Source organism: Bradyrhizobium macuxiense, assembly GCF_001542415.1.
In the GTDB taxonomy this organism is placed as follows: domain Bacteria; phylum Pseudomonadota; class Alphaproteobacteria; order Rhizobiales; family Xanthobacteraceae; genus Bradyrhizobium; species Bradyrhizobium macuxiense.
Genome location: NZ_LNCU01000097.1, coordinates 24,707 through 46,161 on the forward strand (window position 1 = coordinate 24,707; position 21,455 = coordinate 46,161).

Genomic DNA, 21,455 nt, shown 5'->3' on the forward strand with positions numbered 1-21,455 from the left:
TTGCCGGCCCGGTCGATCGCGTTGGAGCGCTCGAGGAGATGGCAATGGGATTGGCTCAGTACTCGGTGATCCCCGTTCGCGACGAATGGGGCGTTCTGCACGACGGCAATCTGAACGGCGGATACGCCACGAAGGAGGCCGCATTCGAGGCAGCGTCCGCCGCCGCATCGCTCGCGATACGGGAAGGCCATGAAGTTCACGTGAGCGTGCCCGCACGCGAGGAAGACGAGGGCGCCCTGACACAGCGCGCCACATGAGCTTTCGCGACTGCGGTCGAAGATAGGTGCTTTCAAGACAGGTGCTTTCAAGGAAGGTGCCGGCGAGGCAGGCCGGCGAATCCGTATCCTCCCGAGGTGAATTGCGTCCGGCCGGACGCAATTTTGCGGGAACCGAATTGGTTCCCGCGTCGTTGATCGCCCTGCAGGCGTTTCCGGGCAGGGTTCAACCCCGCGATGAATATCCTTGATCCCCAGGGCCCCATAGCTGCGGCTGAGCGGACGATCCTGGTGGATTCCGTCGCCATCATGCTTGCGATCATCCTGCCCACGATCGCGGCCATCCTCGGCTTCGCCTACTGGTACCGCAGCTCCAATCCGCGGGCGCAGTATCAGCCGGAGTGGGCCTATTCGGGCCGCGTGGAAATGGTGGTCTGGGCCATCCCCGCCTTGACGATCATCCTGCTCGGCGGCGTCGCCTGGATCGGGGCGCATCAACTCGATCCCGCCCGTCCGGTCGAGGGGACGGGACCGCCGCTTCGGATCCAGGTCGTCTCGCTCGATTGGAAGTGGCTGTTCATCTATCCCGATCAGCGTGTCGCCAGCCTCAACGCGCTGACCGTGCCGGTCGGCTCTCCGCTGCAGTTTGAATTGACGTCGTCGAGCGTGATGAATGCGTTCTTCATCCCGCAGCTCGGCAGCATGATCTACACCATGAACGGGATGGTCACCCATCTGCAACTCCGGGCCGACAATGAGGGAACCTTTCAGGGGCTCTCGGCGCATTTCAGCGGCGACGGCTTTCCCGGCATGATGTTCGACGTCCACGTCGTCTCGCAGATCGCGTTCACGGATTGGGTGGCGCAGGCGGCGAAGAGCAGCCAGGCCCTGAATGCCGACAGCTACGGCAAGCTGGCGCGGCAATCCGTCGGCGACGCAAAGCTCACCTTCCGGCTGGATGACCCCTTGCTGTTTCACGCGGTGGCCAGCCAGCACATCCCGGCAGCGCCCGGTCCATCGCTGGACCAGCAAGCCGAAGTCTCGCCACGGAGTCACTGATGTTCGGCAAGCTTAGCTGGTCGGCCATCCCGATCGACCAGCCGATCCCCATGATCACCTCGGGCGTGGTGGCGCTCGTCATTCTCTCTGTGCTCGCCTGGGTCGTGCTCGCCGGGCACCTGCCGTATCTCTGGCGCGAGTGGATCACCAGCGTCGATCACAAGCGGATCGGCGTGATGTACACGCTGCTCGCGCTGGTCATGCTGCTGCGCGGCTTCGCCGACGCGCTGATGATGCGCGGCCAGCAGGCGGTCGCATTCCAGGCGCAGGGCTATCTGCCGCCCGAGCATTACAATCAGATATTCTCGGCGCATGGCACGATCATGATCTTCTTCGTCGCGATGCCGTTCGTGATCGGCCTGATGAATCTCGTCGTGCCATTGCAGCTCGGCGTCCGCGACGTTGCATTCCCGACGCTCAATTCCGTCGGCTTCTGGCTGACGGCAACCGGGGCCCTATTGGTGAACATCTCGCTTGTCGTCGGCGAGTTTGCGCGCACCGGATGGCTGCCTTATCCGCCGTTGTCGGAGCTGACCTATTCGCCCGGCGTCGGCGTCGACTATTATCTCTGGTCGCTGCAGATCTCGGGCATCGGAACGCTGGTGGCCGGCATCAATCTCGTCACCACGGTGCTGAAGCTGCGCACCAAGGGCATGAACTATCTACGCATGCCGATGTTCTGCTGGACCACGCTGGCGTCGAATCTGCTGATCGTCGCGGCGTTTCCGATCCTGACGGCGACCTTGGCGATGCTGATCCTCGACCGCTATTTCGGCTTCCACTTCTTCACCAACGAAGCCGGCGGCAACGTCATGATGTTCATGAACCTGATCTGGGCGTGGGGACATCCGGAGGTCTACATCCTCGTGCTGCCGGCATTCGGGATCTTTTCCGAAGTCGTGTCCACGTTCTCCGGCAAGCCGCTGTTCGGCTACCGCTCGATGGTGCTCGCGACCATGGCGATCTGCGTCATCTCCTTCATGGTGTGGCTGCATCATTTCTTCACAATGGGCGCGGGGCCGAACGTCAACGCGATCTTCGGCATCGCCAGCATGATCATCGCGGTGCCGACCGGCGTGAAGATCTACAACTGGCTGTTCACGATGTATCTCGGGCGGGTCCGTTTCACGACGCCGATGCTGTGGGCAATCGGATTCATGGTGACCTTCCTGATCGGCGGACTCACCGGCGTTCTGGTCGCGGTCCCGCCGGCCGATTTCCTGCTGCACAACAGCCTTTTCCTGGTGGCCCATTTCCACAACGTCATCATCGGCGGCGTGCTGTTCGGTGCTTTCGCCGGCTACACCTACTGGTTTTCGAAGGCCTTCGGTTTCCGTCTGCATGAGGGACTCGGGAAGGCGGCGTTCTGGTGCTGGCTGATCGGCTTCTACGTGGCCTTCATGCCGCTCTATGCGGTCGGGCTGCTCGGCATGACGCGCCGGATGCAGCATTACGACGTGCCGGAATGGCGCCCCTGGCTGCTGGTCGCGGCCGTCGGCGCGTTGATCATCTTCGCCGGGATCGTGTTCCAGATCCTGCAGCTCGTGGTCAGCATCCGCCATCGGGTCGAGTTGCGCGATCGCACCGGTGACCCCTGGGACGGCCGATCGCTCGAATGGGCTACGGCGTCGCCGCCGCCGGTGTTCAATTTCGCCGTCACACCCGTCGTAAGCGGGGCTGACGCCTACTGGGCGATGAAGGTGCGCGCGAGGCGCGATGGGGCGAGCGACCAGAGCCCCGATTACAAGGACATCGAGATGCCGCGGAATTCGCCGACCGGATTTGTCTGCGCCTTCTTCGCCACCGTGATGGGGTTTGCGTTGATCTGGCACATCTGGTGGATGGTCGCGGCGGGAATGGTCGGGGCGTTCGCGACGTTCGTGGTGTTCGCCTGGCGCGACCATGATGAGTACGTCATTCCGGCTGCCGACGTGGCGCGGATCGACCAGGTCAATGTCGACGCGCGGCGTGCCTTGATGAGCGGAGCGGTCTGATGTCGACGATAGTCCTCGGGCATGCCGATCCGCATCATTTGGGTGGCCTCCACGCGGCCGACCACGCCGGACCGGCGTCCAAGCGGATCGTGACCGGCTACGGTTTCTGGATCTTCCTGCTCAGCGACATCGTGATGTTCTCGTGCTTCTTCGCGGCCTACGCGGTGCTGTCCGGGCAGACCGCGGATGGGCCGAAGGGATCCGAACTGTTCGATCTTCGCTCGGTCGCGGCCGAGACCGGGTGTCTTCTGCTGTCGAGCTTCACCTGCGGGCTCGCCAGCATCGCGGCCGATGTGCGCGAGAAGACCCTGTTCCAGCTGGCGATGGCGCTGACCTGCGCGCTCGGCCTGGCGTTCCTCTCGCTCGAGGTGAGGGAGTTTGCGAGCCTCGTTGCGCGGGGCGCCGGCCCGACGCGAAGCGCCTTCCTCTCGGCCTTCTTCACCCTGGTTGGATGTCACGGCCTGCATGTGTCCGCGGGCGTGCTCTGGCTTCTGACGATGATGGCGCAGGTCATCGCGAAGGGATTTCGCGCCGATATCCAGCGCCGCTTGTTGTGCTTCGCGCTGTTCTGGCACGCACTCGACATCATCTGGGTGGCGCTGTTCTCGGTGGTCTACCTGCTCGGAGCCGGCCAATGAGTGATCTTCCCCTCGAACCCCATGCGACCGACGTCGCACCTGGCGATGAAGGCGAAATCCAGATCCGGGCGCGAATCCTCGGCTACGTCGTCGGTCTTGGCATTGCCATCGTGCTGACCATCACCTCGTTCTTCATCGCAGGCACCGACCTCGTGTGGCAGCCCAGCATCCCCGTCGCGATCGTCGTACTCGCGATCGCCCAGATGGGCGTGCATCTGGTGTTCTTCCTGCACATCACCACAGGCCCCGACAACACGAACAATGTGATGGCGCTGGCCTTCGGCGTCCTGATCGTCTTCCTCGTGATCGGCGGATCGTTGTGGATCATGTCCAACCTGAATCAGAACATGATGCCGATGGATCAGATCATGCAGATGCAGCGGTAGAGGTGGGATCAGGGGGCACGGCGCTGGCCGGGCCACGATCTCCGTTCTGCCGCGTCGCGCGGAAGCCGGCGCGGACTTGACGGCTAGGGGATTGCCAAACCTGGCTGGGGAACCTGGATTCGAACCAAGACAAACAGAGTCAGAGTCTGTTGTGCTACCGTTACACCATTCCCCAAAAATTACTCAACGGCGTCAATAGCTTAGCTGAATGACCGGGCAATTTTTGCGGCGAGGGCGGCTGGCAAATCAGCGCGCCCCGCGCGAGTGGGGTCGTTCTACCCGCTTGGTCCCGGACTTGGCAAGCATTGATGACGCCCGTTTGGCGTCAAAATACCCTCCTTTGGCCCTGCTCGCTCGCGTGCCCGAGGGCAGCCGTCCCGACACCTGGAGCACGATGCTCGAGATGGGGTCGGTCGTGCGGCCAGCAGATCCTCAACTTCCTCGCGCGCGGGCAGCGACCTAAACGCGCGCAGCACGCGCGAAGATCGCCGCGGCACATTCTCGTTGCAGCGACTTTAGTCGCAGGCGATCGCAACCGGCGGCGCGTTAACTTGCCGGTTCATGAGACGCGTGCGATGCTGGCACACCAAGAAAAACAAAGGGGGAGGCGGCGGCATTTTGCCCGAACGTTTCCCGTCAGCACGGCCACGGGACCTTCGGAGACGTTCATATGAGATTGTCGAAACTTGTCGGGCCGCTCGCCGCGGCCGCGATCGCGATGGGACTGGCTTCGGGCGCGATGGCGCAGCAGAAGACCGTCAAGATCGGCGCGGTGTTTCCCCTGAGCGGCAATGCGGCCAGCGCCGGCGTTCACGCCAAGGCGGCGATCGAGGTCGCGCTCGACATCATCAACAACGCGCATCCCGAATTCGGCAATTTCCCGCTCGCCAAGAATGCCGGATTGGCCGGCCTCGGCGGCGCCAAGGTCGAGGTGGTGTTCGCCGACAACCAGGGCAGCCCCGCGACCGGGCAGAACCAGGCGCTGCGGCTGATCACCGAAGAGAAGGTGGTGGCGCTGACCGGCGCCTATCAGTCCGGCATCACGCTGACCGCAAGCGCGATCGCCGAGAAGTACGGCATTCCCTTCGTCAACGGCGAGTCGGTGGCCTCGAACCTGACCGAGCGCGGGTTCAAATGGTTTTTCCGCACCACGCCGATCGCGACCGATTTCGCCCAAGTTTATTACGACTTCTTCACCGAGATGAAGGCCTCGGGAGCCAAGACCGACAACATCGCGGTGGTGCATGACACCACCGAATACGGCGTTTCCGTCGCCAACACCCTGGCTGCGACCTTCAAGGAGAAGGGGCATCCGATCGCGCAGGACGTCGCCTACACCACCAACGCGACCGACGTGCAGAGCCAGGTGCTGCAGCTCAAGGACAAGAAACCCGACGTCGTCATCATGATCTCCTACACGTCGGATGCGATCCTGTTCGCCAAGACCATGCAGGCGCTCGACTATAAGCCGCCGATGCTGCTTGCCGACGATTCCGGCTATTCCGATCCGTCCTTCATCAAGGCGGCCGGCAAGATCTCGCAGGGCGTGTTCAACCGCTCGTCCTGGAGCGTCGGCCCGGCCGGCTCGCCGACCGCGATCATCGCCAAGCTCTACAAGGAGAAGAGCGGCGACGAGATGGACGACACCGCCGCCCGCCAGATGCAGGCCTTCTTCGTGCTGGCCGATGCGATCGACCGCGCCGGCTCGACCGAGCCGGCCAAGATCCAGGCCGCGCTGAAAGCGACCGACCTGAAGCCGGAGCAGCTGATGATCGGCTACAAGGGCGTCAAGTTCGACGACAAGGGCCAGAATATCCTGGCCTCCGGCCTGATCATCCAGTTGCAGGATGGCGAGAACTACGTCGCGGTGTTCCCGAAGGCGAATGCCGAGAAGCCGCCGGTCATGCCCTACAAGGGCTGGTGATGATGTGGAGGGCGGGGCGCAGGCCTCCGCCCTTCCAGTTGCCGTCAGTGGCGACGGCGTCGAGAACCGGCACGCTTGAGCATGATGAAGCTAGCCAAAATTGGTGCCGCATCGCAGGCGAGCACCTCTCCCATTGGGAGAGGTCGATTTGCGCCTGCAAATCGGGTGAGGGGTTACGCTCCATCGATAGACCTGATCCCCTCACCCGGCTCTGCGCGCCGACCTCTCCCGATGGGAGAGGTGGTCGGAGGGCTCGCGGCCGAGATCATTCAACCGCAAGGCATCGGGCCCTGATCCATGTCCATTGTTCTTGTCCAGGTGATCGTAGGGGGCCTCCTGCTCGGGGCCGTCTATGCGTTGTTCTCCTCCGGCCTGACGCTGGTGTGGGGCATGATGAACGTGGTCAATTTTGCCCACGGCGATTTCGTCATGCTCGGCATGTACGTCGCCTATGTTGTCTACACGCTGCTCGGCGGCGGGCCGCTGCTCGGCGCACCGCTGGCGACGCTGGTGCTCGCCACGCTCGGCATCGTGGTCTATTTCGGCCTGATCCGCGATGTGATGAAGGGGCCGATGCTGGCGCAGATCCTCGGCACCTTCGGGCTGGCGCTGTTGCTGCGCTATTCGGTGTTCTGGTGGTTCGGCGCCAATTTCCTGTCGCTGCCGGGAGATCTGGTCGGCGGCACCTTCGATGTGTTCGGCATCCGCATCGAGGCCTCGCGGCTGCTCGCCGGCATCGTCGCGCTCCTGGTGACGTTCGGGCTGCATTTGTTGCTGACGCGCACGACGCTGGGGTCGCGCATGCTCGCGGTCGCCGAGGATTCGACAGCCGCACAGCTGATGGGCATTCGCCCCGACAGCATGCAGGCGATCGCCTGGGCAATCGCGGCGGGCGCCACCGGCCTTGCCGGTGCGCTGATCGCGACCTTCTTCTATGTCGTGCCGACGGTCGGTGAGACGCTCGGCATCGTCGCCTTCGTCACCGTCTCATTGGGCGGTTTCGGCAGCGTGCCGGGCGCGCTGATCGCGGGCCTCCTGATCGGCGTGATCGAGTCGCTCTCGGGCTATCTGATCGGCGCCGTCTACAAGGACATGGTGGTGTACGCGCTGTTCCTCGGCTTCCTCTGGTTCAGGCCGCAGGGTCTGATGGGCAAGACGTGATGCGCCGCACCTTCTGGCTCGCAATCGCGATCGTACTGGTCGTGGCTTACCCTTGGGTGTTCTCGACGCCGTTCCAGCAGAGGCTTGGCGCGCTGGTGCTGCTGTATGCGATCGCGGCATCCGCCTGGAATATCATCGGCGGTTATGCCGGCCAGGTTTCGGTCGGGCACGTGGTGTTCTTCGGCTGCGGCGCCTATGCCGCGATGGGGGCGTATACGCATTTTGCGTTGTCGCCGCTGGTCGGACTTCCCGCCGGGCTGGTCGCGAGCGTCGCGATCGCCGCCGTGATCGGCGTGCCGACGCTACGGCTGTCGGGGCATTATTTCAGCATGGCGACGATCGCGGTCGCCGAGCTGGCCCGGCTGATCGTCACCAACACCGACTATCTCGGCGCCGCCGTCGGCCTGAGCGGGCCGACCGTGCCGCGCAACGTGTTCGATCTCTCCTTCATCTCGGCGCTGCCGTATTACTATCTGTTCTTCGCCGTGCTCGCGGTCACGCTTGCGATCACCTGGTGGATGACCAACAGCCGGATGGGATTCTATCTCCGCGCGATCAGGGATTCGGAGCGCGCGGCGCGCTCGCTCGGGGCGCCGGCCAGCCGCACCAAGCTGTACGCCTACATGTTGAGCGCCGGCCTCACCAGCGTTGCCGGGGCGCTCTACGCGATGATGTTCGGTTTCGTCGATCCGGACTCCGGGCTTGGCCTCCTGATCTCGGTGAAGATCCTGATCATGGCCGCGCTCGGCGGCGCTGGGCTCTTGTTCGGACCGCTGGTTGGGGCGGCGATCCTGGTGCCGCTGGAGGAGATCTCCAACAGTCTGCTCGGCGGCAAGGGGGCCGGCCTGACCTTCGTGGTGTATGGCGCGATCATCGTATTGATCGCGCGCTTCCAGCCTGGCGGCATCCTGGCGCTGATCAACCGCCTCTGGGCCAAGCGCAAGACGAAGCAAGAGTCGAAGCAGGGAGCAGCCGATGCTTCTTGAAGCACGCGACATCACCAAGGCGTTCGGCAGCTTCAAGGCGGTGGATGCCGCGAGCGTGACGCTGCAGCAGGGCGACGTCCTCGGCCTGATCGGCCCGAACGGCGCCGGCAAATCCACCTTCTTCAACTGCCTGACCGGCGACCTCGCGCTGACCGCGGGTAAGGTGTTCCTCGAAGGGCACGACATCACCAACCGGCCGCCGGAGGCGAGGGCGCGGCTTGGGCTGGCACGCACCTTCCAGGTGCCGCAGACCTTCGAAGGCATGACCGTGCTCGAGAACGTCATGATCGGCGCCTTCCTGCGCACCTCCCATCGCGCCGAGGCTGAAACGAAAGCGCGCGCCGTGCTGGCGCGGGTCGGCATGGAGCGGCTGGCCGATGCGCCGGCACGCTCGCTCGGCACGCCCGGCCGCAAGCGGCTCGAGATCGCGCGTGCGCTGGCGACCGAACCCAGGATCCTGCTGCTCGACGAAGCGATGGCCGGACTGACCCAGCGCGAGGTGCAGCTTGCGATCGACCTCGTCCGCGACATCCATCGCTCCGGCATCACGCTCGTCATCGTCGAGCACATCATGGAAGTGATCATGTCGCTGGCGAGCCGCGTCATGGTGTTTCATCAGGGCAGGGAGATCGCCCACGGCACGCCGCAGGAGGTTACGTCCAACCCCGCCGTCATCGCCGCCTATCTCGGCACTCGTGCTGCCGCCAAGGTCGCCGCCGGCCACACCCCGATCGAGCTGATGGGTGGGCCCGCGACATGACCGGTCCGCTGCTCAAGATCGAGCACCTGGAGGTGCGCTACGGCGACCTGATCGGCGTCTCCGATGTCTCGCTCGAGGTGCCGCAGGGCACCGTGGTCGCGCTGCTCGGCTCCAATGGCGGCGGCAAGACGACGACGCTGAATGCGATCGCCGGCCTCATCCCAGTGCATTCCGGAACGATCCGTTTTGCCGGCGAGGAGATTGCAGGTCAGAGCGCATTCGCGATCGTGCGCAAGGGGCTCGCGCTGTCGCCGGAAGGCTGGCGGCTGTTCGTACAGCAGAGCGTCGAGAACAATCTGTTGCTTGGCGCGACCCCGCTGCGCGACAAGAGCCGCGTGAGGACATTGCTGGATCGGGTCTACGATATCTTCCCGCGCCTGAAAGAGCGCCGCACCCAGCGCGCCGGCACCATGTCCGGCGGCGAGCGGCAGATGCTCGCGGTCGGCCGCGCGCTGATGAGCGATCCAAAGATTCTGATGCTGGACGAGCCGTCGCTGGGCCTGGCGCCTGCAGTGGTCGAATCCATGTACGAGACCTTCGGCCGCCTGCATCGCGAGGGGCTGACCATCCTGCTCGCCGAACAGTCGATCGAGCTTGCGCTCGAAGTTTCTGACTTCGCGACTGTGCTGCAGGTCGGCAAGAGCGTGCTGTCGGGGACGGCCGCCGCGCTCGCCGACGATCCGCAGGTGCAGCGGGTGTATCTGGGGGCGTAGAGCGGAGGACTCGCTTCGCCGGCGACTCCCGCGTGCGACCTACTTGATCTTCTCGTACACCGCGGCGAAGTCCGAGAGCGGCATCGGGATGGTGATCGTTTCCTTGGAGAGGTTCTGGAACGAGACCTTCAACTGCTTGCCGGATTTCAGCGCGGACAGGATATCGGCCGCGATCGGGGCGTTGACGTAGCATCCGCGCGCCTCGCAGGTCTGGATCGGCACGTCGACGGCCTTGCCTTCGTCGACCTGCAGCTTGGCGCCGACGGGCAGGTTGAGCCCGAGCGGCAGCTGGATCAACGCGACGGGCACGCGGGTGTCGCCGGGTACGCGGATATTGACCAGCACGACGAGCTGGCCGGTTTTGCTCAGAACGGCCGTCTGTTCCATCGCGCATTCGAGCGGCGCCTCGCGGCTGGCGCTGGTGCAGCGCGCGACCCAGCCGGGATTGTTGGCGGGCGCGGCGTCGGCATGGGGGGCGGCGGGAGCGGGTGCTGGAGCCGGTGCGGCCTTGCCCCTGGGAGTCTCGGCATGGCCGAAGCCGGCCACGCCGAACACGGTGAACAGGACCAGCAGCGACTTTGCGACAATCTTCACGGCACCACTCCGAAATCAGCGTCTTCCGGATGTGCCGCTGAAGCGACAAAGTCAAGTCATTCGGCAGCCTGCTTGACCGACCCATCCTCGCCGTCGTCCGCATCATGGTCCGGCCGCTGCGAGCGGCCCCAGTTCGCGAACGCATTGGAGAGCCGGTCGAGGTAGAGATAGACGACGGGGGTGGTGAACAGCGTCAGCGCCTGACTGACGATCAGGCCGCCGACCATGGCGTAGCCGAGCGGCTGGCGGATTTCCGAGCCGGTGCCGGTCCCGAGCATCAGCGGCACGCCGCCGAGCAGCGCGGCCATCGTCGTCATCATGATCGGACGGAAGCGGAGCAGGGCGGCCTGGCGGATCGCGGCCACCGGCTCCAGATGCTCGTCGCGCTCGGCGGCGATCGCGAAGTCGACCATCATGATGCCGTTCTTCTTCACAATGCCGATCAGCAGGATGATGCCGATCAGCGCGATCAGCGAGAAGTCGAAGCCGGCCGCCATCAGGATCGCCAGAGCGCCGACGCCGGCCGACGGCAGGGTCGACAGAATCGTGATCGGGTGGATGTAGCTCTCGTAGAGGATGCCGAGGATCAGGTAGACGACGACGAGCGCGGCCAGGATCAGCAGCGGCACGGTCGACAGCGACTGCTGGAATGCCTGCGCGGTGCCCTGGAAGCTCGAGCTCAAAGTCGGCGGTGCGCCGAGCTCGACCATCGCCCGTTGCACGGCTTCCGTCGCCTGGCCGAGCGCGACGCCCTGAGCCAGATTGAACGAGATGGTGATCGCCGGGAATTGGCCCTGGTGGCTGATCGAGAGCGGCCGCACCGGAACGCTGGTCCATTTCGCAAAGGTCGACAGCGGCACCTGGTCACCGGTCAGCGGCGACTTGATGTAGATCTTGTTCAGCGTGTCGATCGCGCCCTGCAACTCCGGCAGCACCTCGAGGATGACGTGGTAGCTGTTGAGCTGGGTGAAGTACTGCGTCACCTGACGCTGGCCGAAGGCGTCATAGAGCGTGTCGTCGATCAATTGCGGCATGATGCCGTAGCGCGAGGCGGTGTCGCGGTTGATCTGCAGCTCGAGCGTGGTGCCTTTGGTCTGCTGGTCGGTCGCGACATCGCGCAGCTCGGGCAGCGTCTGCATCTTGGCCAGGATCTTGGGCGCCCATTCGTTCAACTCGGTGAGATTGGCGTCCTGCAGCGTGAATTCGAATTGGGTACGGGTCGGGCGCCCGCCGAGGCGGACGTCCTGGGCGGCCTGCATGAACAGCCGGGCGCCTTCGACCTTTTCGAGCTTCGGCCGCAACCGGGCGATGATCTGCTGAGCGTTCGCGTCGCGATCCTTCAGCGGCTTCAGGGTGATGAAGAGGTTGCCGTTGTTGCCGGCGCGGCCGCTACCGCCGATCGCCATCGCCACCGACGCCACGGCGGGATCTTGCAGTATGATCTTGCCGAGCGCCTCCTGCTTTCGCTTCATGTCTGCGAAGGAAATGTCCTGGCTGGCTTCCGAGGTCGCAGTGATCAGGCCGACGTCCTGCTGCGGGAAGAAGCCTTTCGGGATGATGACGAACAGGTAGACCGACAACGCCAGCGTTGCGAAGAACACCATCAGCGTCGTGAACTTCCAACGCAGTGCGAGGTTGAGCCCGCGTTCATAGCCGCGCAGCATCGCGACGAAACCGCGTTCGCTGAGCTGATAGAACCGACCGTGCCGCTCCTCGCTGTGGGCACGCAGGAAGCGCGACGCCATCATCGGGGTCAAGGTCAGCGACACGAGCATCGAGACGAAGATCGTCATCGCCAGCACGACCGCGAATTCGCGGAACAGACGGCCGATGATGCCGCCCATCAGCAGCAGCGGGATCAGCACCGCGACCAGCGAGATGCTGATCGAGACGATGGTGAAGCCGATTTCGCGCGACCCCTTGAAGGCGGCGGCCAACGGCCTTTCGCCGTCCTCGATGTAGCGGCTGATGTTCTCCAGCATCACGATGGCGTCGTCGACCACGAAGCCGACCGCGATCGTCAGCGCCATCAGCGACAGGTTGTCGAGCGTGTAGCCGAAGATCCACATCAGCGCGCAGGCGCCGAGCAGGGCAAGTGGCACCGTCACCGCGGGAATCACGGTCGCCCAGAAGCTGCGCAGGAAGACGAAGATCACCATGACCACCAGGAAGATGGTCAGGAGCAGGGTGTATTGGACGTCCTCGACCGCGGCGCGGATCGTCGTGGTGCGGTCGCTGATGACGTCGATCTTGATCGCCGGCGGAATCGCGGCGACCAGCCTGGGCAGCGCCGCCTTGATCTTGTCGACGGTGTCGATGACGTTGGCGCCCGGCTGCTTGAAGATTACCAGGAAGACGCCGCGTTTGCCGTTGGCCCAGGCGGCCTGTTTGGCGTCCTCGGGCCCGTTGACCGCCTGACCGATGTCGCGGACGCGCAGGGGCCCGCCATTGCGGTAGGCGATGATGACGTCGTTCCAGGGCTCGGCCGTGAGCAACTGGTCGTTGGCGTAGATGGTGTAGGCGCGGCTGGCGCCGTCGATGTTGCCCTTGGGACTGTCGACGGTCGCGCTCGCGATCGCAGTGCGGACGTCTTCAAGCGACAGGCCCTTCGCGACCAGCTTGGCCGGATCGATCTGGACGCGGACCGACGGCTTCTGCTGCCCGCCGATGATCACCTGCGCGACGCCTGAAATCTGGCTGATCTGCTGGGCAAGCTGGGCATCGACCGCGTCACTGACCGTGGTCAGCGGCAGCGTGTCCGAGGTCGCCGACAGCAGCATGATCGGAGCGTCCGCAGGGTTCACCTTGCGATAGGTCGGCGGCGAGGGCAGGGTCTTGGGCAGTTGGCCGCTGGCCGCGTTGATCGCGCCCTGCACGTCATTGGCGGCGCCGTCGATGCTGCGGTTGAGGTCGAACTGGATCGTGACCGACGCGGTGCCCAGATAGCTCGTCGAGGTCATCTGGGCGATGCCCGGGATCTGGGCGAACTGGCGCTCCAGCGGTTGGGCGACCGAGGTCGCCATCGTCTCGGGGCTCGCGCCCGGCAAGCTCGCGGTGATCTGGATGGTCGGGAAGTCGACCTGGGGCAGCGGCGCCACCGGCAGCAACGGATAAGCCACCAGGCCGACAAACAGGATGCCGGCCATCAGCAGCGAGGTGCCGATGGGGAATCGAATGAAGGGTGCGGAAATTCCGTCGCTCATTCGTCCTTAACCTTCGACTGGGCTTGGTCCGAGCTCGCCACCGCCGTCGTCACCACGGTTCCCGGCGACACCTTGTACTGGCCTGCGACGATCACCTGCTGGCCTGGCGACAGGCCTTCGTCGATCACCGACTTGCCGTCGATCGACTGGCTGACCTTGATCTTGCGGAGCTCGGCCTTGTTGTCGTGGTTCACCGAAAACGCATAGAGACCATCGGTGCCGTGTTGCACTGCATCGTCGGGGACGACCGTTGCATCTTTCAAGGTTCGGACCAGGAGCCGGGTCGAGACCGATTGGCCCGGCCACAGTGCGTGGTCCTTGTTGTCGAACACCGCCTTGAGCCGAATAGTCCCGCTGGTGGTGTCAACCTGGTTGTTGATCAGCGCCAGGGTTCCCGTCGACAAGGCGCGCTTGCCGTCGGTCGTCAGCGCAATGGCCTTCGGCGGCGCCACCGCCAATGCGTCCTTGATATCAGGTAGCTGGTCTTCCGGCGCAGTGAAGATCACCGTGATCGGCTCGATCTGGGTGATCGACACGATCGCGGTCTGGGCCGAGGCATTGACGATGTTGCCGAGATCGACCAGTCGCAGCCCGACGATCCCGTCGATCGGCGACTTCACCGTTGCGTAATCGACCTGCGTCTGAGCGTTGAAGATGGCGGCGTCGTCGGCGGCGATCTGTGCGGTGAGCTGGGCCACGGTCGAACGCTGGGTGTCAAGCTGCTGGCGCGTGGCGAATTCGCCGAGCCTGGTGTAGCGCTGCAGGTCCAGATTGGCATTGGCGAGGTTGGCCTGGTCCTGCGCCTTCTTGGCCTTGGCCTGGTCAAGCGAGGCCTGATATGGTCGCGGATCGATCTCGACCAGCGTGTCGCCCGCCTTGACGAACTGGCCTTCTTTGAAGGCGATCCTGGTAATCTCGCCGTCGATCCGGGTGCGGACTTGAACGGTGTTGAAGGCCTGCACGGTGCCGAGGCCGGTCAGATAGACCGGGAAATCCGCCTTTTCGACCGGCGCAATCTTGACGGGAACCGCGGGGCGGGTCGCGGCGCGCTTCTGCGCGGCCTCGGCGGCCAGCTTGTTATCCGTGTATTTCTGCCAGCCAAAATAGCCGGCAGCACCGACCGCCGCGATCAGCAGGACCCAACCGATGGTACGTGACTTGGACATGCAGACCCTTGGGTTGACGAAACAATAAAGGGTGATCGAAACGGTTCACTGAGCTTGCGGATATAATATGCGTGCACTTAATGAGTAAACACACTACGACTTGAGAATCCTAAACATTTGGAAAGGTTTAGGTCAGCAACGAAAAGAAACACTTCGTCTGGGAACGCTCCGGGGACCGCCGCTATGTCGCACGATCTCAAACGCCAGTTCATTGCTCAGCTCGTCGAGAGTTCGCGGCTGCTGCGCAACTATATCGATCATCGCGCCAAGGCGCGAGGCACCACGCGCGCCCAATGGATCGTGCTCTTCCGCCTGCGTGAGCAGGAAGGGCTCTCGCAGGTCGATCTCGCCGACGTGCTCGAACTGCAACCGATCTCGCTGGTCCGGCTGCTCGATCGGCTCGTCGAGCATGGCCTGCTCGAACGGCGGCCCGACCCCAGGGATCGTCGCGCCAATCGCCTGTTCCTGACCAGGAGCGGACGCCAGCTCGTCGATGATCTCGACAGCCTGCGCGATGCGATCGCAAGCGATGTGCTGCGCGACGTGTCGGATGCGCATGTCAAAAGCGGGCTCGCCACGCTCCGCTCGGTCAAGGATCGTATCAAGACCCTCGGCGAGGGATCGGACAGCATCGCCGCGAAATAGCGCAACACCGCGCTGCTCGACCAACTCGTTCGTGTCGGCCGATGGACCGGTTGAAACGCCGCGCGATGTCGTTCATATGCGCGCGTCGATCGCGCGAGACGGGGAGAGCCGCAATGGATGAATTGAACGGGCGCATGATGGCGTGCCAGATCCTGATCACCGGGTTGATCGCGCGCGTCGCCAACGAGCAGCGCGATCCTCTGCGCTTCCTCACCGACTTCCGCGACGAGATCAAAGCCGTCGTCAACGGCGTCAACATCGCCGGCATGGACAATACCGAGCGCGTGCGGCAGGTCGCGCAGCGGACCGTCGACGAGCTGTTTTCCCTGATGAAACCTCCGAGCAAGGATTGATCGCGGCGCATCGATCCAATGCCTCCAATGCGATCTCTTTAGAACGATTATTAGAACGCTTAAAAACTGAACTTAGAACGATTTCAGACTGCAGATTAGAATCGCTTTGAATTGGGGCGATTCAAGCGCGTTGTTGCCGCGATCGCATTGACCCGAAAATTCACGCTCAGTAACCGAAAGAGACAGTTCGTCGGAGTTCGATTTCGCTGACGAGCGTTATTCTCGGGGACGTGTGGAATGAGCAATGCAAGGGCGCCAAGGTCGCTGCGCTTCGATGCGGCTATGGGCTTGGCCGACAATAGCGCGGGCTATTCGGGTACGAAGGTTTCCGCGGTCGCGGGCCTGATCGCGGTGGCATCCTTTTCGGGTGCCGAAGCGCAGCAGACCAATCTCCCGCCGGTGACGGTCGACGCCCCGGTCGCTCGCCCGCGTCCTGCCAGCTCCAGACCGACCCCGGATCAGGTCCGCGCTCGCACGGCGCTGCGTCGGGCCACGCGCCGCAACCAGCAGGCGCAAGTTGCGCCGGTGCCGTTCCCGAACGCCGGCAGTCTTGCCGCCGACCGCGACCCCTACGCGGATGCCGCGGCGCCCTACAAGGTCGACCATCTGCAGTCGTCGAGCAAATTTCCCGAGCCGATCCTCAACACGCCGAAGACGGTGACGGTGCTGTCCAAGGAAGTGCTCGAGGACAAGAACGCCACCACGCTGAAGCAGGCGATCCTCTCGACGGCCGGCGTGACGCTCGGCAGCGGCGAGGGCGGCAATGCGTTCGGCGATCGCTTCTTCATCCGCGGCTTCGACGCGCGCAACGACATCTTCATCGACGGTGTCCGCGACCCCGGCGTCAGCGTCCGCGAGAACTTCTTCACCGAGCAGGTCGAGATCCTGCGCGGTCCCGGCTCGACCTTCGCCGGCCGCGGCACCACGGGCGGCGCGATCAACATCGTGACGAAGCAGGCCACGACGGAGAAGAGCTTCTACAACATGGACACCACGTTTGGCACCGACCAGACCAAGCGTGTGACGCTCGACGTCAATCAGGTGATCAGCCCGACACTGGCCGTGCGTGCAGGCGGCCTGTTCCAGGACGCCAATGTCGCCGGCCGTGACAACACCACCGACGATCGCAGCGGCGCCTTCGTTGCGACGAAGTGGACGCCGCTAGACGCGGTGAAGATCACCGGCGATTACGTGCACACCGAGCTCCACGGCATCCCGGATTTCGGCGTTCCTTATTACCGGCCGGGTTCGCCGGCTCCCGGAAATATCTTCACCAGCACGGCCGGCGGTCCGTTCCCTCAATTCGGTTCGCCCGCCAATAATTTCTACGGCCTGGTCAATCGCGACTTCTTCAAGGTCCAGCAGGACATTGGAACGGTCAGCAGCGAAATCCAGGTGACGCCCGATCTCGTCCTGACCGACAAGATCCGCGCCTCGCGCTCGATGAATAACTACATCGGGACGATTGCGGAGTCGCCGATCATCACGAATCCGCTCTCGGCTTCGACCATCACGATGAACCCGCAGAGCCGCTATCAGATCACCGACGTGCTCGCCAACCAGAGCGAGGCGACCTACAAATTCGATACCGGCGGCTTCAAGCATACGGCCGTGGGCGGCGTCGAGATCTCGCGCGAGACCTCGTATATCGACAAATATACCGGGCTGAGCTCGGAATTGACGACCGGTACGCCGTTCAACGGCGCCGGGTCGATCTCCGGGGTGAGCGTGTTTTCGCCGCAATACACGTACACACCGTTCACGTCGACGCCGACGCTCGCGGGCCTGCCGACCAACCTCTCGATCGATACCAAGAGCGTCTATCTGCTCGACAGCGTCAATTACAACGACCTCGTCATCCTCAACGGCGGCATCCGCTACGACGACTACACCATCAACACCAGCGGATACGGCACTGTCGCCGGCGCGACGACGTTCGGCGCACAGAGCGCCGAGTTCGGCATGCCGAACTTCAATCTCGGCCTGACCTTGAAGCCTGCGCCGAACGGCAGCGTCTACGCCGCTTACGCGACGTCGTCGAACCCGGTGGGCGCCGAATTCGACGGCACCAGCACGGCGTATGGCGGTCTTTCGCCTGTCCTCAACGGCAGCTCCAACCAGATCTTCGGGCCGGAAAAGAACCAGGCGATCGAGGTCGGCACCAAGTGGGAGCTGTTCGATCGTCACCTGCTGGTGACGGCGGCGCTGTTCCAGACCAACAAGGAGAATGCGCGCGAGGCGCAGAATGTCACGCCGACGACCGGCACCGCGACGTGTCCGTATCCGGTCACCAATCCGCCGACGACAGGCTCCGTGTCCTGCATCACCGCCGGTGCCGCCTATTGGGTCCGCGGCATCGATCTCGGTGTCGGCGGCAAGATCACCGACAAATGGAGCGTGTTCGGCGGCCTCGTGCTGATGCAATCGCAGGTGACCAAGTCGAATGCGCCGTCGCCGCAGCCGCTGCTTTATCCGACCAATGTCGGGCTGCCGCTCGCCAACATCGCGCACCAATCGTTCAGCTTGCTCTCGAAGTACCAGCTCACCGACATGTGGGAAATCGGCGGGCAGGCGGTCTATCGCTCGAAGATCTATGGCGGCACGCTGCTTGCGGCGAACCAAGGCACGTCGCTCCCGAGCTACTGGCGCTTCGACGCCTTTGCGGAAGCGAAGATCGACAAGCACTGGACCGTGAAGCTGTTCGTCAACAACATCTTCGACAAGCGCTACTACGATGCGCTCTACCAGAGCGCGACACCGTTCGTGCTGGAAGCGCCGGGACGCGCCGCGTATCTGGTTGTTTCAGCGCGCTACTGACGGAGGCATCAAAGCTTCGCGATGCTGGTCTGTGTTCCCAATGTTTTGAGCAAAGCCGATGTGGCGGATTTCCGCCGCATCATGGACGCAAGCGATTGGGAGGACGGCCGCTCGACGGCGGGAGCAAGCTCCGCGCTGGTGAAACGCAACGAGCAATTGCCGCCCGACAGCGAGGTCGCGCGGCAGCTCGGCAACCGTATTCTGACGGCGCTGTCGGCGAGCCCGCGCTTCGTCTCGGCGGCCATCCCGCTTAGAATCTTTCCACCCTTGTTCAACCGCTATGCCGCCAGCGACGGGCACCATTTCGGTCTGCACGTCGATAATGCGGTGCGGGGGGACATGTTAACGGGCATGCGGATCCGCACCGACCTGTCAGTCACGCTGTTTTTATCGGAGCCGGAAGATTACGACGGCGGCGAGCTCGTCATCGAAGACCTCTACGGATCCCATGAAATCAAGCTACCGGCAGGCGATCTCGTGCTTTATCCTGCGTCCAGCTTGCATCTGGTCACGCCGGTCACCAGGGGGACGCGGGTTGCGTCTTTTTTCTGGTTGCAGAGCATGGTACGGGATGCGCACGCGCGCAGCCTGATCTTTGATCTCGATACGGCGATCCAGGCCCTGGTGGAACGGCTGGGGCGCGACGACCCTGAAACGGTCAAATTGACCGGCATTTATCACAACCTGATCCGCCACTGGGCTGAAGTGTAACTATGAAGACATCCATGTTCCGTGCTGCATCCGTCATGGTCGCCTCGCTGGCGATGCTGATGCTGGCTGCGCCGTCGTCGGCGCAGCAGCAGGCAGCACCCGCCGCGCAAGCCGCGCCCGTGGCCAGGTCTCAGGCGGCACCGGTGGCCCAACAGCCCGCACCGACCGTGCAGCAGCCCGCGCCGGTGGCCCAGCCGGCCGCAGCGGCTCCGCAAGCCCAGGCGGCCCCGACACCGGCGGCTGTCGCCGCGGCGCCTGCCGCGGCCCCGGCGCAGACGTCGGGATCACCCGCGGCCGATGCGCCGTCGGCCGCGCCTGCTGGTGGTGAGAGCAAATCATTGAAGGCGACCGTCACCGGCCTGCACGAATTGTCGCCGTGGACCATGTTCATGAACGCCGACATCATCGTGAAGGCGGTAATGATCGGTCTCGCCTTCGCATCGCTGGTCACCTGGACCGTATTCATCGCCAAGATGATCGAGCTGACTGTGGCCCAGGGCAAGCTGCGCGGCGCACTCGCCAAGATCAGTGAATCGCGCTCGCTGGCGGAAGCGCAGTTCGCGCTCGGCGCCAAGGGCAGCGTGCTGTCATCCTTCATCGCGGCCGCGATGCGCGAGGGTCGGCTGTCCGCCGGCATCTCGAGCGACAGCGGCATCAAGGAACGCGCCGCCTCGAGCTTCTCCGAGATCGTCCGCGCCGAAGCCCGCCGCATCCGGCTCGGCATGGGCCTGCTCGCGACCATCGGCGCAACCTCGCCCTTCGTCGGCCTGTTCGGCACGGTCTGGGGCATCATGAACAGCTTCATCGGCATCTCGAAGTCGCAGACCACGAACCTTGCCGTGGTGGCGCCGGGTATCGCGGAAGCGCTGCTCGCCACCGCGATCGGCCTCGTCGCGGCGATCCCCGCGGTCATCATCTACAACCACTTCTCGCGCGTGACGAAGAGCTATCTCGAACTGGTCAGCCGCGCCTCGGGCGCCGCGGCACGGCTGCTGTCGCGCGATCTCGATCGCACCCATGGCAGCATCCCGCAGGGCGGGCGTGCTGCGGCGGCGGAGTAGGCGATGGCTTTCTCGGTCGCAGAGAACGATACCGACGACGATTTCGCTGAGTCCCACGAGATCAACGTCACGCCGTTCATCGACGTGATGCTGGTCCTGCTGATCATCTTCATGGTGGCGGCGCCGCTCTCGACTGTCGATCTGCCGATCGACTTGCCGACCTCCACCGCGACGCCGACGAAGAAGCCGGACAAGCCGACCTATGTCAGCATCAAGCCGGACCTGTCGCTGGCGATCGGCGAGACCTTCGTCAAGCGGGTCGATCTGGTGAATGCGCTCGACGCCATCCCGGATATGACCAAGGACAAGTACATCTTCGTGCGCGCCGACAAGGCGGTTCCCTACGGCGAGCTGATGGACGTGCTGGAGTTCCTGCGTAAGGGCGGCTATTCCAAGGTCAAACTGGTCGCGCTGGAAGGGGTTCCGGATACGGCGGCGCAGCAAGGCGCATCGCCGGCACCGAACCCATGACGAAGGCCTGACGCCGATGTCCGATCTCGAACAAAAGCCGTCCCGGACGCTGTGGGTGGCTGCCGCGGTGGCCGCTGTCGCGCTGCATGTCGGCGGCGCCGCACTCGCGCTGACCAATCTGCAGGCGGAAGATGCCGAGGACGTCTCTGGTGTATCGGCCATCGAGGTTGGGGTCGAGCTGGCGGCGCCAAATCGCGAAGTCACCGACCTGCCGGCCGGTCCCGATGCGGATGCGTCCGTAGCCTCACCGCAAGTCGCGGAGCAAAAGGCCGAGGTCAAGGAAACCGATCTGCCGAAGGAAACGCCGACCGAGCCCGACGACGCCGATCGGGTGGTGACCGAGAACGACAACAAGAAGCCGACCGAAGAAGAGCAGAAGGTAGCTGCCGTGCAGACGGCCGCATCGCAGGAGTCGGTCCAGCAGGAGGCCACCGCGATGCCGACCGTGGAGGCCGCGCCCGAAGCGCAGCGCTCGGTGGCGCCGGTGGTCGGCAACGGCAACGCGTTGAAACGCGCGCGGGAGACCTGGCAGAAGCTCCTGATGGCGCATCTCGACAAGCACAAGAAGTATCCCGCCGATCGCGCGCTCAAGTCCGCC

At 64.1% G+C, this 21,455-nt stretch carries 20 protein-coding genes and 1 tRNA gene; 17 read left to right on the top strand and 4 right to left on the bottom strand.

From position 1 onward, the window contains the following. Window positions 1–44 precede the first annotated feature (44 nt). The 5 genes from AS156_RS28960 to cyoD all read left to right on the top strand — a co-directional run bounded on the left by AS156_RS28960 (window position 45) and on the right by cyoD (window position 4,292). Window positions 45–257, top strand: a complete 213-nt coding sequence (locus AS156_RS28960) for a hypothetical protein (RefSeq protein ID WP_066511952.1) — start codon at window positions 45–47, stop codon at window positions 255–257. Window positions 258–452: 195 nt separating this feature from the next. Continuing rightward, window positions 453–1,274 carry a ubiquinol oxidase subunit II gene (cyoA, locus tag AS156_RS28965; protein ID WP_066511895.1) on the top strand — a complete coding sequence of 274 codons (822 nt, stop codon included), beginning with the start codon at window positions 453–455 and terminating at the stop codon, window positions 1,272–1,274. Beyond that, window positions 1,274–3,268: a cytochrome o ubiquinol oxidase subunit I gene (gene cyoB, locus AS156_RS28970; protein ID WP_066511897.1), complete on the top strand. Its 1,995-nt coding sequence runs from the start codon at window positions 1,274–1,276 to the stop codon at window positions 3,266–3,268. The genes cyoA and cyoB overlap by 1 nt, the downstream gene beginning before the upstream one ends. Continuing rightward, window positions 3,268–3,906: a cytochrome o ubiquinol oxidase subunit III gene (cyoC, locus tag AS156_RS28975; protein ID WP_066511903.1), complete on the top strand. Its 639-nt coding sequence runs from the start codon at window positions 3,268–3,270 to the stop codon at window positions 3,904–3,906. Before cyoB ends, cyoC begins: the two co-directional genes overlap by 1 nt. After that, window positions 3,903–4,292: a cytochrome o ubiquinol oxidase subunit IV gene (gene cyoD, locus AS156_RS28980; RefSeq protein ID WP_066511904.1), complete on the top strand. Its 390-nt coding sequence runs from the start codon at window positions 3,903–3,905 to the stop codon at window positions 4,290–4,292. Before cyoC ends, cyoD begins: the two co-directional genes overlap by 4 nt. A 101-nt stretch (window positions 4,293–4,393) precedes the next feature. On the opposite strand, the gene AS156_RS28985 is transcribed toward cyoD, so the two are convergent. After that, window positions 4,394–4,467: transfer RNA gene (locus AS156_RS28985), tRNA-Gln, on the bottom strand. Window positions 4,468–4,962: 495 nt separating this feature from the next. Between AS156_RS28985 and AS156_RS28990 the strand changes: the two genes are divergently transcribed. The 5 genes from AS156_RS28990 (at window position 4,963) to AS156_RS29010 (ending at window position 9,836) form a co-directional block, all read left to right on the top strand. Further along, window positions 4,963–6,216 carry an ABC transporter substrate-binding protein gene (locus tag AS156_RS28990; protein WP_066511906.1) on the top strand — a complete coding sequence of 418 codons (1,254 nt, stop codon included), beginning with the start codon at window positions 4,963–4,965 and terminating at the stop codon, window positions 6,214–6,216. Window positions 6,217–6,513: 297 nt separating this feature from the next. Beyond that, the gene (locus tag AS156_RS28995) at window positions 6,514–7,377 is read left to right on the top strand and encodes a branched-chain amino acid ABC transporter permease (protein WP_066511911.1); all 864 of its coding nucleotides are present in this window, start codon (window positions 6,514–6,516) and stop codon (window positions 7,375–7,377) included. Continuing rightward, on the top strand, window positions 7,377–8,363 hold the full coding sequence (locus AS156_RS29000) for a branched-chain amino acid ABC transporter permease (RefSeq protein ID WP_066511913.1): 987 nt from the start codon (window positions 7,377–7,379) through the stop codon (window positions 8,361–8,363). Before AS156_RS28995 ends, AS156_RS29000 begins: the two co-directional genes overlap by 1 nt. Beyond that, on the top strand, window positions 8,353–9,123 hold the full coding sequence (locus AS156_RS29005; protein WP_066511916.1) for an ABC transporter ATP-binding protein: 771 nt from the start codon (window positions 8,353–8,355) through the stop codon (window positions 9,121–9,123). Before AS156_RS29000 ends, AS156_RS29005 begins: the two co-directional genes overlap by 11 nt. Next, complete coding sequence (locus AS156_RS29010) at window positions 9,120–9,836, top strand: ABC transporter ATP-binding protein (RefSeq protein ID WP_066511919.1); 717 nt, start codon at window positions 9,120–9,122, stop codon at window positions 9,834–9,836. The genes AS156_RS29005 and AS156_RS29010 overlap by 4 nt, the downstream gene beginning before the upstream one ends. Window positions 9,837–9,875: 39 nt before the next feature. Here AS156_RS29010 and AS156_RS29015 read toward each other — a convergent pair whose 3' ends face one another. The 3 genes from AS156_RS29015 to AS156_RS29025 form a co-directional block, all read right to left on the bottom strand. Further along, a complete protein-coding gene (locus tag AS156_RS29015) occupies window positions 9,876–10,400 on the bottom strand; it encodes an invasion associated locus B family protein (protein WP_066511954.1) in 525 nt (174 codons plus the stop codon). A gap of 86 nt (window positions 10,401–10,486) precedes the next feature. Continuing rightward, window positions 10,487–13,633 (bottom strand): multidrug efflux RND transporter permease subunit, encoded by a 3,147-nt coding sequence (locus AS156_RS29020; protein WP_066511924.1) that lies wholly within the window; start codon window positions 13,631–13,633, stop codon window positions 10,487–10,489. Continuing rightward, window positions 13,630–14,799, bottom strand: coding sequence for an efflux RND transporter periplasmic adaptor subunit (locus AS156_RS29025; RefSeq protein ID WP_066511930.1), 1,170 nt, complete (start codon window positions 14,797–14,799; stop codon window positions 13,630–13,632). The genes AS156_RS29020 and AS156_RS29025 overlap by 4 nt, the downstream gene beginning before the upstream one ends. Window positions 14,800–14,982: 183 nt before the next feature. On the opposite strand from AS156_RS29025, the gene AS156_RS29030 reads away from it, so the two are divergent. The 7 genes from AS156_RS29030 to AS156_RS29060 form a co-directional block, all read left to right on the top strand. Continuing rightward, on the top strand, window positions 14,983–15,444 hold the full coding sequence (locus AS156_RS29030) for a MarR family winged helix-turn-helix transcriptional regulator (RefSeq protein ID WP_066511933.1): 462 nt from the start codon (window positions 14,983–14,985) through the stop codon (window positions 15,442–15,444). 113 nt (window positions 15,445–15,557) lie between these two features. Then, on the top strand, window positions 15,558–15,797 hold the full coding sequence (locus AS156_RS29035; protein WP_066511934.1) for a hypothetical protein: 240 nt from the start codon (window positions 15,558–15,560) through the stop codon (window positions 15,795–15,797). A gap of 237 nt (window positions 15,798–16,034) precedes the next feature. Next, window positions 16,035–18,614 carry a TonB-dependent receptor gene (locus AS156_RS29040; RefSeq protein ID WP_066511936.1) on the top strand — a complete coding sequence of 860 codons (2,580 nt, stop codon included), beginning with the start codon at window positions 16,035–16,037 and terminating at the stop codon, window positions 18,612–18,614. A gap of 21 nt (window positions 18,615–18,635) precedes the next feature. Next, window positions 18,636–19,325 carry a Fe2+-dependent dioxygenase gene (locus AS156_RS29045; protein ID WP_066511938.1) on the top strand — a complete coding sequence of 230 codons (690 nt, stop codon included), beginning with the start codon at window positions 18,636–18,638 and terminating at the stop codon, window positions 19,323–19,325. Between the two features lie 2 nt (window positions 19,326–19,327). Beyond that, window positions 19,328–20,386, top strand: a complete 1,059-nt coding sequence (exbB, locus tag AS156_RS29050; RefSeq protein WP_066511942.1) for a tonB-system energizer ExbB — start codon at window positions 19,328–19,330, stop codon at window positions 20,384–20,386. Between the two features lie 3 nt (window positions 20,387–20,389). Next, a complete protein-coding gene (gene exbD, locus AS156_RS29055; RefSeq protein WP_066511945.1) occupies window positions 20,390–20,857 on the top strand; it encodes a TonB system transport protein ExbD in 468 nt (155 codons plus the stop codon). 16 nt (window positions 20,858–20,873) lie between these two features. After that, a partial coding sequence (locus tag AS156_RS29060; protein ID WP_245313112.1) for an energy transducer TonB occupies window positions 20,874–21,455 on the top strand: 582 nt, incomplete at its 3' end.